Genomic DNA, 12,339 nt, shown 5'->3' with positions numbered 1-12,339 from the left:
GTTCAGAAGCGGAGGTTGACCCAGAGGTTGAGGCTGGCGAAGACGTTCAGCGTGCCCGTGCCGCACATGCGGACCGAGACGTAGGCCGACGCCGCGATGAACAGGCCACCCCGGCTCTGCACCGGCACGGTGACCTTCCACTTCTTGGGCTTGCCGGCGGCGCGCTCGGCCTTCGTGCACTCGAGCTTCTCGCCCTTGCCCTTGCCCTGCGCGTTCCCCTTCTGCGCGACGTCGACCAGGAGGTCGACCGGACCGCCCTTGCAGTCGTAGGTGCCCTCGATCATGGCCGCGGCGCCGTTCTTGACGAGCTTGGCCTCCTTGGTGACCTCGATCGGGGCGGGCGGTGCCGCGACGGCGACCGGGGCGGTGGCACCGGCGAGGGCGAGCCCGAGCGCTCCGGCCACCAGGGTCCGGGTCATCTTCGTGATCATGGCGGGAAGCCTGGAGTGCGCCGGGGAGAAGGGCAACCAGGCTCACCCGCCCGGGGATCACGCGTGCGGGTGGTCCCGCAGCCAGCCGGAGAACGCCGCCAGCGCGGGCTCAGGATCGGACCGGCCGATGCCGATGCGGAAACGGTCGGCCGGTGTCGGTGTGAGCTCCGAGGCGAAGATGGTCGAGGGCACCAGCAGCACACCGGTCTCCTCGACGAGCCTGCCGCAGAACTGCTCGATCCCTTCCCCGCCGCGGTAACGCGGGAAGGCGACGCATCCGCCGTCCGGCGCGGACCACTCGAAGAGATCGGCGAACTCCGCGAAGAAGTCCCCGAAGATCTGGAGGTTCCTCGTCACCAGCTCCCGGTTCCTCGCCAGCAGGCGATCACGGGCCTTGATGGCGATGCGCGCGAGCACCTCGCTCGGCGCGCTCGTGCAGATCGTCGTGTAGTGCTTCGCGAGTTCCAGGCGGGCGAGGATTTCCTTGTCCCGGCAGGCGATCCAGCCGACCCGCAGTCCCGGCAGGCCGAGCGCCTTCGACGTCACGCCGAGGGACATCGCGCGCTGCGACAGGTCGGCGGCCTGCGCCAGGGTCCGCGCCGGGTCGAGTTCCAGTCCACGGTGGACCTCGTCGCTGAACAGCACGATCCCGCGCGCGTCACAGAGTTCGACGATTGCCTTGAAGTCATTGTGCGACAACAACTTTCCCGTTGGGTTGTTGGGGAAGTTGATGTACACCAAGCGTGTCTCCGGCCGCAGCGCGGCGGTCAGCTCGTCGAGGTCGAGCGCCCAGTCGCGCTCCGGGCGCAGCGCCACACCGGTGACCTCGCACAGCGACAGCGCGATCGTCTCGGCCGACTGGTAGCACGGCGTGACGACGACGGCGTGGTCCCCGGGGCCCAACAGCACCTGGAGCCCGAGCAGCACGCCCTCCTGCGCTCCGGCGAAGGTGATCACGTCCTCGGCTTCCACGTGCTCGAAGGTCTCCGCGATCGCCTTGCGCAGCAACGGGTCCCCGAAGGTCTGCGTGTAGCCGAGGTCCAGGTTCTCCCACGCCGCGCGGTCATCGGCGTCGGCCATCGCGACCAGATCGGCCATCGACGTGGTCTGCGCGTCGGAGGCGCTGAGGTGGTAGCGGGCGGTGAACTCCCACTTCGAGAAGAACGCCTCCAGCTTGAACGCGGGCAACGTGGTCATGGCTTCTCCCCACGGACTTCGGCGAGCAGGGCGTAAACGGTCGAGCGGGACACCTTCAGCGCTCGCGCGACCTCGGGCGCGGCGCGGCGGACAGCGAACACACCGGAACTGTCCAATTCGGACAGAACCGCGAGCCGATCGGGCTTGCCCCACCGCTCCACCGGGCCGCGCAGCCGCACCGACGACCCCACGACCTCGTTCACGCGGTCGAACCAGTCGTGCTCGAACAACGGCTCCGGCCTCGGCGCCACGGGCGCGGCGAAGGCCGCCAGCAGCGCGGCGGCCTGCTCGAACGGACCTCGGTCGAGGTTGACGCACAGCACCGCGTCGGGATCGCGCAGCATCGCGGTCACCGAGGAGAGCGTCCGCCCGTCCGCGAGCACCTTCGGGTACGGCCCGAACACGCCGTCCGGGCCGGGTCGCACCTCGTCCAGCTCCCCGAGCAGCGACGGGTCTCCCGCCTCGCGCCCGGAGAACGGGTTCCACACGGCGAGCACCACGTCCTCGTCCGGATCGTGCAGCACCACCTCGGCGTGCGGGCTCAGCAACGCGGCGATCGCCGCGCACGCGGGCCCGTACCGCTCCACCCGATCATCCACGCTCTGGACACTACGTCCAACTCGGACACTCTGTCCAACACGATCACACCTGGCCGCCGGGGTTCTCCGGTCTTCAAGTACACCGGACCCCCGCCCCAGCGGTCTCAAACGACGACAAACCTCGGCTCGTGGCTGGGAGGTTGGGGGCGGTTAAAGACGTTTCGGGTGGGGGTTGGGGGGTCTTGAAGACGCCCGAACTACGGCGCCACGGCGCGATGCGGGTTCGGGACGTGGACCTAGAGCGTCGCGGTGGCGGTGGGGAGGTGGACGCGGACCGCCAGCCCGCCGCCCAGCACGGGCTCGGCCTGGACGTCGCCGCCGTGGGCGTTGACCACCGCGCGGACGATGGACAGGCCGAGGCCCGCGCCGTGCTTGGCGGTCCTGGCGACACCGCCGCGGCGGAAGGGCTCGAACAGCTCCGGGACCTGCGCCGGGGGAAGTTCCGGGCCGGAGGAGGACACGGCCAGCCGGATGCGGCCCTCGCACTCGCCGACGGAGACCTTGATCCACCCGCCGTCGAGGTTGTGCCGGACCGCGTTCTCCAGCAGGTTCCCCGCGACGCGCTCCAGCAGCGCCGGATCGCCGACGACCAGCTCGGGGCGGGTGTCCATGGTGACCTGGATACCGCGCTGCGCCGCCTCCGCGCGGACCGCGTGCCAGGCACTGGTCACCAGCACCGTCAGGTCGACCGCCTCGCGCACGGCCAGCCCGCCGCCGTCGGTCTTGGCGAGCAACAACAGGCCCTCGACCAGCTGTTCCGCCCGGAGCGTCGCCTGGCGGACCACCCCGGCCATCCGGCGCAGCTCCTCGGTGTCGGCCTCGGGGTCGGACAGCGTCACGTCCAGCTCGGTCCGCACCACGGCCAGCGGCGTGCGCAGCTCGTGCGAGGCGTTGGCGACGAACCGCCGCTGCGCCTCGAAGGACGCCTGGAGGCGGTCCAGCATCTCGTCGAAGGTGTCGGCGAGGTCGGCGACCTCATCGCGCGGGCCGGTCAGCTCGATGCGCTCGCCGAGGGACTCCACGGACAGCCGCCGGGCGGCGTGGGTGACCTCCTGGAGGGGCCGGAGCACGCGATCGCTGACCGTCCACACCAGCAGCGCCGTCGCCGCGACCACGCACAGGAACGCGATCACCCCGGCGTCGAGGACTTCCTCACGGGCGCGCTCGCTCAGCAGCGTGGAGAACTGCTCGGCGGTCAGCTCGGTGCCCTGCACGGTGACCGTGGAGCCCGCCGGAAGGCTCGGAGCGTTGCCGATGACGTTGCCCACCAGCATCCAGCCCAGCCACAGCAGGAGCGCGCTGACGCCTGCCACGAGGACCGTGGCGAGCAGGGTGAGCCGGACCCGCAGTCCTGGACCTCGACGACGCATGACCTCTCTCAGCCTCACCGCACGGGGGGTGGGACGGTCTTCAAGTCCCGCGAACCCCCATTGCGAGCGTCGTCAACCACCACCAACCCCGTTCCCCGCCCGGGGTTCGCTGTGGTTCGCGACCGTGGGCGAGGGGGTTCGCCGTACTTGAAGACACCCGAACGCGGCGACCGGCTCGGCCACCGCGCCTAGTCGTGGCCGGGGGCCCCCGCGCTCTGGACCGCGTCCGGCACCCGGTAGCCGGAGCCGACCACGGTGTCGATGATGCCAGGCTCGCCGAGCTTCTTGCGCAGGGTCATCACGGTCACCCGCACCGTCGTGGTGAACGGGTCGGCGTTCTCGTCCCAGACCCGCTCCAGCAGTTCCTCGCTGCTGACCACCTTGCCGCCCGCCGAGAGCAGCACCTCCAGCACGCCGAACTCCTTGCGGGTCAGCTCGATCGGCTTGCCGGAGCGGGTGATCCGGCGCTTGGCCGGGTCGAGCACGAGGTCGCCCGCGGTGAGCACGGGCGGCGTGGCCGGGGTGGCGCGACGGCCGAGCGCCCGCACCCGCGCGACGAGCTCCGGGAAGGCGAAGGGCTTGGCGAGGTAGTCGTCCGCGCCGAGGGACAGCCCGGCGACGCGGTCCTCGACCGCCCCGCTCGCGGTGAGCATCAGCACGCGGCTCAACGCCTCGGAGCCCACGATCATCCGGCACAGCTCGTCGCCGGACATGCCCGGCAGGTCGCGGTCGAGCACCACCACGTCGTAGCGGGTGACGCTGACCTTCTCGTGACCGGACTCTCCGTCGTAGGCGACATCGACCGCCATGCCCTCGCGGCGCAGCCCACGCGCGATCGCGTCGGCGAGCGGTTGTTCGTCCTCTACCACCAGGATTCGCACGGCATCCACGGTGCCACAGGTCTGACCACAAAGGACCGCCCGGAGCAACGAATCGAGCCTCCGGGCGGTCTTCTCATCACTTCTTCAGTTTCGGCACCGGGATCTCGGCGTCCTCGGGGACGTACTCCGAAGCCCATTCGGTGACCTGGCGGGCGACGTCCTGCGCGGTGAGGCCGAGCTCGGCGAGGATCTGATCGCGCGAGGCGTGATCGAGGAACCTGTTGGGAATGGCCAGATCCCGCATGGGCATGACCAGTCCGGCGTCGCGCATGGCGGCGGCCAGCGTCCAGCCGAAACCGCCGTGGCGGCCACCGTCCTCGACCGTGACCACCATCCGGTGCGCCGCGGCCAGCTCGACCAGCTCCCGCGGGACCGGGGCCACCCAGCGCGGGTCCACCACGGTCACGCCGATGCCCTGGTCGGACAACCGACGCGCGGCGTCCACGGCGAGCTCGCCGAAGGCGCCGACGGCGACGAGCAGCACGTCGTGGCCCTCGTCGGAGGACGGGCGGTGCAGGATGTCCAGCACACCCCGGCGCTCGATCGCGGGCACCTCCTGGATCACGGCGCCCTTGGGGTAGCGCAACACCGTGGGGGCGTCGGACACCTTGACCGCCTCGCGCAGCTGCTCGCGCAGGCTCACCGCGTCGCGCGGCACCGCGATCCGGATACCGGGGATCACGCCGAGGATGGACAGGTCCCACATCCCGTTGTGGCTGGCGCCGTCCGAGCCGGTGACACCCGCGCGGTCGAGCACCACGGTGACGCCCTGCTTGTGCAGCGCCACGTCCATCAGCAGCTGGTCGAAGGCGCGGTTGAGGAACGTCGAGTACACCGCGAACACCGGGTGCACGCCGCCCATGGCCAGACCGGCCGCCGAGGTCATCGCGTGCTGCTCGGCGATGCCCACGTCGTAGCAGCGCGACGGGAACGCCTGCGCGAACTTCTCCAGTCCGGTCGGGCCGAGCATGGCGGCGGTGATCGCGACCACGTCCTCGCGCTCCGCGCCGATCCGGACGATCTCGTCGGCGAACACCGAGGTCCAGCCGGGCTTGGCGACCTTCTTCGGCTTGCCGGTCGCCACGTCGATCACGTCGATGGCGTGCATCTGCTCGGCCTCGTGGTTCTCGGCGTGCGCGTAGCCCATGCCCTTGCGGGTCACCGCGTGCACGATCACCGGGCCGCCGAAGGACTTCGCCCGCTCCAGCGCCGCCTCCATGGCGACGATGTCGTGCCCGTTGACCGGGCCGAAGTACTTCAGGCCGAGGTCCTCGAACATCACCTGGGGGCTGAGCGCGTCCTTGATGCCGCGCTTGGCCGCGTGCAGCGCCGCGTACACCGGCTTGCCCACCACGGGCATGCTCTGCAGCGTGCGCTTGCCGTCCTCCAGCAGCTTCTCGTAGCCGGGGCGCAGCCGCAGGGTCGCCATGTGGTCGGCGAACCCGCCGATGGTCGGCGAGTACGAGCGGCCGTTGTCGTTGACGATGATCACCACCGGCCGGGTCTTGTCCCCGGCGATGTTGTTCAGCGCCTCCCAGCACATGCCGCCGGTGAGCGCGCCGTCGCCGACCACGGCCACCACGTGCCTGCGGGTGTCGCGCAGCTGGAACGCCTTGGCGAGGCCGTCGGCGTAGGACAGCACGGTGGAGGCGTGGCTGTTCTCGATGAAGTCGTGTTCGCTCTCGGCCCGCGAGGGGTAGCCGGACAGGCCGCCCTTCTGCCGCAGCGCGGCGAAGTCCTGCCGGCCGGTGACGATCTTGTGCACGTAGGACTGGTGCCCGGTGTCGAACAGGATCGGGTCGTGCGGCGAGTCGAAGACCCGGTGCGCGGCCAGCGTCAGCTCCACGGCGCCCAGGTTCGGGCCGAGGTGGCCGCCGGTGCGGGAAACCTTGTCGACCAGGAAAGCCCGGATCTCCTCGGCGAGCGTCACCATCTCGTCGTGGGTCAAACGCTTCAGGTCGGCGGGGCCCCGCACGGAGTCGAGCAGCGTCACCGTTTCCCTCCTCGTGCCGTTGTCTGCCTGGCCGTCGGCAAGTCTACGGAGATACGCCTGAATGCCTTCGGCCGATCGGGCGGCCTTGGCGGATCAGGGACTGATCTGCGAAAACGGCCCCGGGATATCTCCGGAGACGTTCCCATCGCCCCAGTTCACGTGATGGGGAACACGGTGAAATTGCACTCGGGAACGGCGCGACCCCGGTGCTCTCCGTGAATGCACCGGGGTCACGTTCACACGATCTGGCGGTTCAGCAGAGCCAATCGAGCACAACCGCCGCCGTCCAGGATTGATCGAGGCTACCCAGCGGCTCCCCGGTCAGCGGATGGTAGTACTCGGCGAAGGCCCCGTCCGAGCACAGCCGCAGCCCCTCCGCGCGGTGCCGCTCGGCCCGCTCGGCCCAGCCCCGCCGCGCGAAGGACCAGCCGAAGAGCCAGCCCATCACCGGCCACTGGGGGCCGCGCCAGTACTGCCGGGGGCGGAAGGCGGGGTCGACCGGCGAGGTGGACGGCACCAGGGCCGCGGTCAGCTCCGGGTTCCCGCACCAGTCCGGTCCGTCCAAAATGGACAACAGGGCGCGCTCGGCCGGGCGGTCGAGGCCGCCGCAGAGCAGCGGGGCGAAACCGGCGATGGTGCGGGTGCCGATCCACTTGCCGGAGCGGAAGTCCCGGTCCCGCGCCAGCCCGGTCGCCGGGTCCACGGTGGCCGCGACGGCCGCGCGGGCCCGCCGCGCCCAGCCCTCCAGGGCCGCCACCTGCGTCGCGGGTTCGCCGAACTCCTCGCCGAGCTCGGCGAGGACGTCGCAGGCCATGGCGAAGATCGCGGTCAGGAACACGTCGCCGACCAGGAAGCTGGAGGTGGCGACGACCTGGCCGGGGTCGTAGCCGACCCGGCGCATCTCCTCGACCAGCCACAGGTAGCGGTCGTACTCCGCGTCCGAGGGCCGCATCCCGGCGTCGGCCACCAGCCGCAGGTCCCGCCGCACGTACGGCGGCAGGTCGGCGCCCGGCCGCACCCCCGTGTACGCGGAGTCCCAGCGCGGCGAGTTGTCCATGCCGGACTCCCAGCCGTGCACCACCGCGAGCAGGCCGTCGCCGCCCGGGTCGCGGTGCTCGGCCAGCCAGCGGTGCCAGGCGTAGAGCTTGGGCCAGGACCGGCGCACGAAGTCCTCGGCCTCGGCCCGGTCCACCGCGCCGCCGCGGCGGGCGATCTCCAGCAGCCGCCCGACCGCGATGGCGTGCGCGGGCGGCTGGCAGATCCCGGAGGTCAGCGGGTTCTTCGGCGCCTGGTCGTTGAGCTCGTGGGTGCCCCAGCGGTCCGGGCCGGGGAAGTACTCGTCGGCGCCGCCCTCGGTGAAGACGATGTGCGGCAGCATCCCGCCGCTCCACTGCGCGGCGAACAGGGTGTCCAGCTCGGCGACCGCGCGCCCGACGTCCAGGTGCGCGAGGCCGATCGAGATGAACGCCGCGTCCCAGCTCCACATGTGCGGGTACAGCCGGGGTGCCGCCGTGACCAGTGCGCCGGTGTCGTTGCCGCGCAACACGTACGCGGCTTTGGCGGCGAGCAGGTTGGGCGGCAGGTCCCGGCGGTCGGCCCGCGCGGTGGCGTGGTCGGCGGCCAGTGAAACAACTGTCACGAGGTCTCCAGCAGCAGGTGTGTTTCCGGGTCGTACCAGCGGCACTGGTCCGCCGGCAGGCTCAGTCGCAGGCTCTCGCCCGCTTCGGCGCGGAAGGTCGGCGGCGCCTGCACCTTGAGCTGGTGCCCGGCCAGCGCCACCGTCAGCAGCACCGAGGAGCCCAGCGGCTCGAAGACCTCCAGCTCGGCCGGGAGCCCTCCGGGGTCGCCGTTGCGGGCGGCGACCCCGAAGGACTCCGGCCGGACGCCCAACCGGAGTTGGCGGCCGGAGAATCCGCTCAGGGCGTCCGGGACGGGCACGCTGTGCGCGCCGAGGTCGAGCTGGAAACCGCCGTCGCCGCCCGCGACGACGGTCCCGGTGAGGAAGTTCATCGGCGGGCTGCCGATGAACCCGCCGACGAACTCCTCGGCAGGCAGGTCGTAGACGGTGGTCGGCGCGTCGCACTGGGCGATCCGGCCCTGGCGCATCACCGCGACGCGATCGCCGAGCGAGAGCGCTTCCACCTGGTCGTGGGTCACGTAGAGCGTGGTGGTGCCCAGCTCGGCGACGAGCTTCTTCAGCTCGGCGCGGAAGGACAGCCGCAGCAGGGCGTCCAAATTGGACAGTGGCTCGTCCATCAGCAGGACCTCGGCGTCCATCACGATGGCCCTGGCCACCGCGACGCGCTGGCGCTGGCCGCCGGAGAGCTTGGCCGGGTAGCGGTCCAGGTACGGCGTGAGCTGGAGCAGGTCCGCCGCCCAGGCCACCTTCCGCTTGACCTCGTCGGGGTCCACGCCGCGCATCCGCAGCCCGAACCCGATGTTCTCGCCGACCTTGCGGTGCGGGAACACCGCGTAGGACTGGAACACCATGGACAGGTTGCGCTTGCGCGGCTCCAGGTACGTGACGTCCTTGCCGCCGATGACGACCTGCCCGTCGTCGGGCAGCTCCAGGCCCGCGACCATGCGCAGCAGCGTGGTCTTGCCGCAGCCGGACGGGCCGAGCAGCACCATGAACTCGCCGTCGGCGACGTGCAGGCTGACGTCGTCGGTGGCCCTGGTGGTGCCGCCGGGGTAGGTCTTGACCAGGTTGTGCAGTTCGATCTCGGCCATCGTGTGCTCTCGTCTCGGTGAGTGGGGCGGCTGGCTCAGCGCAGGGTGGTTCCCCACATGTTCAGCAGGTAGCGGCGCATCACGAGGATGAACAGCAGCGCGGGCAGGACCAGCACGAAGCCCCCGGCGAACCGGTAGACGTTGGGCGAGTCCGCCAGGGAGGACAGCACCTGCGCGGGCAGGGTCCGGTGCCCCAGCGTCAGCACGGTCGCACCGAGGACTTCGTTCCAGGACAACACGAACGTGAAGACGGAGGACGCGGCGAGCCCCGGCAGCGCCATCGGCAGCACGACGCGGCGCATCGCCTGTCCCGGGGTGCAGCCGAAGATCAGCGCGGCCTCCTCGACGTCCTTGGGGACGCCGACGAAGATGCTCGCGGTGATCAGGATCGTCGTCGGCAGCGCGAGCGCGGTGTGCACCAGCGTGACGGCGAAGACCGTGTCGTCGATGTCCACCCGGAGGAACATCGTGGCCAGCGGCACCGAGAGCACCACGATCGGCAACGCGCGGACCAGCAGGATGAGCACCTGGTAGGCGTCGCGGCCGCGGAAGCTGAAGCGGGAGATCGCATATCCCGCGGGAGCGCCGAGCAGCAGCGAGAGCACCACTGTGTACACCCCGGCCAGCATGGAGTTGCCGAACGCGGGGACCACTCCGGCCCCGCCGATGAAGCCAGAGATGCTCTCAGTGGAGAACTCGCTGGGCAGCAACGGTTTCGGGAACTCGGTGAGCGCGGTGCGCGAGGACAGCGCGGACAGCGCGATCAGCACGATCGGCAGCAGCATGAACGTGGAGATCGCGACGCAGGCGAGCTGCACGAGCACCCGCTGCCGCTTGCGCCTGTGCAACGGCGTGAGGTCGACGGCCGGACGCGTCATCGGGGGCCTCCCGCGGAGGGCTGGCGCAGCGCGCGCATGTAGAGGACCGCGGTTCCGAGCGAGAGCGCGAGGATCACCAGCGCGACCGCGCTCGCCACCGCCGGGTTCTGCAGGTTGACGTACCACTGGTAGGTCTCCCCCACCAGCAGCGGGAAGTTGCGCCCGGTGAGCGCCTGCGCGACCGCGAACGCTTGCAGCGCGAGGATCGTGCGCAGGATGAGCGCCACCTGGAGGCTCGGCTTCAGCAGCGGCAGCGTGACGTGCCACAGCCGCTGCCACGCCGAGGCGCCGAAGACCTGGGCGGCCTCGTCGTAGTCCGGCGGCATCATCTGCACGCCCGCGACCACGATCACGAAGACCATCGAGGTGGCCCGCCAGATCTCCGCAACCACCACCGCGAGCAGCATCGTGGTGGGGTTGTCGTAGTTCAGCCAGGCGATGCCGTTCTCCGACAGGCCGAGGCCGATGAGCAGCGAGTTCAGGTAACCGCGGTCGGCGAAGACCGTCAGCCACACCAGGCCAGCCGCGAGGTCGGAAACGGCCAGCGGGATGGCCCAGACGTAGAAGTGCAGCCCGCCGAACTTCGGCTTGGACTGGATCAGCAGCGTCATCCCGACCGCGAGCACGAGCTGGATCGGCACGACGATCACGATGAGCAGCAAGGTGTTCAGCAACGCCTCGACGAAGTACGGGTCGCCGAAGAGCCGCTCCCAGTTGGCCAGGGTGAACGCGCCGCCCTCGGCCTGGAAGGCGGCGAGGATGCCCTGCACCAACGGCCAGCCGAACAACAGCACCAGGAGCACCGTCGACGGGGCGAGCAACCACCACGGCGAGATTCCCAGGCGCTGTGGCTGTTTCCGCACTGGCTTTTCCAGGACAGTGGTCATCTCACCTCACCTCGCAGATGCCGGTGCTGCGCGGATCCGGTGCCCAGCAAGGGACCTTGGCGTCGGTGAGCAGCTGGCTGATCACGCGCGCCTGCGCGTCCACTGTGGACCGGACGTTCCCGCCCTTGAGCACGATCGTCTCGAAGCAGTCGCGGAAGACCTTGTTCAGCTCGCCTTCCCGGCTGCTGAGGCCGACCGGGGGCAGCGACAGCAGCGCGCCCTTGGACTCGCGCTGCCGGGCCACCGCGCCCGCCTCCATCCGGATCGCCTGCGGCAGGTCGTCCGGGATGGGCGTGCGCACCGTCGGGAAGAAAGCGTTGGAGCGCAACAGTTCGATCTGCGTCTCGGCCCGGCTGAGCGCGGCGATCAACCGGCGCCCCTGGTCCTGGTCGGGTGCTCCCTTGGGAATGGCCAGCCCGGTCAGCACGGCCATGTAGCCGCGCCCCTTCGGCCCGCGCGGGGCGGGCACCATCCGCCACTTGTCCGGCTCCCGCTTGGGCACGTTCACCAGCCGCGCGACGTGGTCCCAGCCGATGGTGACCTCACCGGCCTCCATGGGCTCCTGCATCTGGGAGTAGTTGGTGCTCGCGGGCGCGCAGTTGCGCCACAGCTCGCGCATGTACTCCCAGGCGGTGACGGCCTCCGGCGAGCGGAACGTGGTGACCTGCCCGCCGGTGAACGACGGCAGCAGGTAGCCCTGGAAGAACCGGTGCAGCAGCCCCTTCGGCCCGCCGGGCAACCCGAGCACCGGCCGGTTGTTGTTGGCGCGCCGCGCCGCGATCGCCCAGTCCAGCAGCTGGTCGTAGCTGAGGTCCTCGGCGTCGGCCCCGGAAGGCAGGTGCGCCAGGGCGTCCACGTGGGTGGCGAGCACGTAGCTGGCCTGCGCCCACGGCACGTACCAGGTCCGGTCCGTGCCCGCCCGCGCCAGCTCCAGGTACTCCGGCGGCCAGCCCAGCGAGCTGAAGTCGGAGACGATGTCGGTGAGGTCCTCGAGGTGGCTGGGCGCGAGCGGGGCGAGGTCGCCGTGCAACCCGCCGATCACGCTCGCCCGGACCGCCCCGGCCTCGACCTGGCTGCGGATCTGGGTGACGAAGGCGCCGGGCTCGCTGGTGACGTAACCGACGTCGCCGTCGAACCCCTTGCGCAGCAAGGCCCGGAAGCGCTCCGCCTCGTCCAGTGGCGTGAACTGGGTGGACAGGAACGTCAGCCCCGAGGTGCCGGAGGTGGCGAACCCGGTACAACCGCCGAGCAGTGACGCGGTACCCGTGACGAGCGCTCCGCGCAGCAGGGCCCGGCGGGAGAGCCGGCCTGGTCCGGCCACAGTCACCTCCTTGTGACTTCCGTCTAGACGCTAGACATAAGTGCGGGTGGCT

General features: G+C 70.8%; 11 protein-coding genes. All 11 read right to left on the bottom strand.

Annotation, left to right across the window (positions count from 1 at the left end; genetic code table 11):
* Positions 1-2: 2 nt before the first annotated feature.
* The 11 genes from NLX83_RS35140 to NLX83_RS35090 all read right to left on the bottom strand — a co-directional run bounded on the left by NLX83_RS35140 (position 3) and on the right by NLX83_RS35090 (position 12,287).
* Positions 3-431 (bottom strand): hypothetical protein, encoded by a 429-nt coding sequence (locus NLX83_RS35140; RefSeq protein WP_254239572.1) that lies wholly within the window; start codon positions 429-431, stop codon positions 3-5.
* Between the two features lie 57 nt (positions 432-488).
* Positions 489-1,628 (bottom strand): aminotransferase class I/II-fold pyridoxal phosphate-dependent enzyme, encoded by a 1,140-nt coding sequence (locus NLX83_RS35135; RefSeq protein ID WP_254239571.1) that lies wholly within the window; start codon positions 1,626-1,628, stop codon positions 489-491.
* The gene (locus NLX83_RS35130) at positions 1,625-2,227 is read right to left on the bottom strand and encodes a helix-turn-helix transcriptional regulator (protein ID WP_254239570.1); all 603 of its coding nucleotides are present in this window, start codon (positions 2,225-2,227) and stop codon (positions 1,625-1,627) included. The genes NLX83_RS35135 and NLX83_RS35130 overlap by 4 nt, the downstream gene beginning before the upstream one ends.
* 236 nt (positions 2,228-2,463) lie before the next feature.
* A complete protein-coding gene (locus NLX83_RS35125; protein WP_254239569.1) occupies positions 2,464-3,597 on the bottom strand; it encodes a sensor histidine kinase in 1,134 nt (377 codons plus the stop codon).
* A 188-nt stretch (positions 3,598-3,785) separates the two neighbouring features.
* Complete coding sequence (locus tag NLX83_RS35120) at positions 3,786-4,478, bottom strand: response regulator transcription factor (RefSeq protein ID WP_254239568.1); 693 nt, start codon at positions 4,476-4,478, stop codon at positions 3,786-3,788.
* Positions 4,479-4,554: 76 nt separating this feature from the next.
* Positions 4,555-6,471 carry a 1-deoxy-D-xylulose-5-phosphate synthase gene (gene dxs / locus NLX83_RS35115; protein ID WP_254239567.1) on the bottom strand — a complete coding sequence of 639 codons (1,917 nt, stop codon included), beginning with the start codon at positions 6,469-6,471 and terminating at the stop codon, positions 4,555-4,557.
* 253 nt (positions 6,472-6,724) lie between these two features.
* Positions 6,725-8,110, bottom strand: a complete 1,386-nt coding sequence (gene ggh / locus NLX83_RS35110; RefSeq protein WP_308209435.1) for a glucosylglycerate hydrolase — start codon at positions 8,108-8,110, stop codon at positions 6,725-6,727.
* Positions 8,107-9,201, bottom strand: coding sequence for an ABC transporter ATP-binding protein (locus NLX83_RS35105; RefSeq protein WP_254239566.1), 1,095 nt, complete (start codon positions 9,199-9,201; stop codon positions 8,107-8,109). Before NLX83_RS35105 ends, ggh begins: the two co-directional genes overlap by 4 nt.
* Positions 9,202-9,236: 35 nt before the next feature.
* Entirely contained in the window at positions 9,237-10,079 is an 843-nt protein-coding gene (locus NLX83_RS35100; protein WP_254239565.1) for a carbohydrate ABC transporter permease, read from the bottom strand.
* The gene (locus tag NLX83_RS35095; RefSeq protein WP_254239564.1) at positions 10,076-10,966 is read right to left on the bottom strand and encodes a carbohydrate ABC transporter permease; all 891 of its coding nucleotides are present in this window, start codon (positions 10,964-10,966) and stop codon (positions 10,076-10,078) included. Before NLX83_RS35095 ends, NLX83_RS35100 begins: the two co-directional genes overlap by 4 nt.
* Position 10,967: 1 nt before the next feature.
* Positions 10,968-12,287: an ABC transporter substrate-binding protein gene (locus NLX83_RS35090; protein WP_254239563.1), complete on the bottom strand. Its 1,320-nt coding sequence runs from the start codon at positions 12,285-12,287 to the stop codon at positions 10,968-10,970.
* Positions 12,288-12,339: the final 52 nt, after the last annotated feature.

It is taken from the genome of Allokutzneria sp. A3M-2-11 16 (assembly GCF_024213555.1).
GTDB lineage: Bacteria > Actinomycetota > Actinomycetes > Mycobacteriales > Pseudonocardiaceae > Allokutzneria.
The sequence above is the reverse complement of the archived record's forward strand: the minus strand, read 5'-3'. Positions and strand labels throughout refer to the sequence as shown.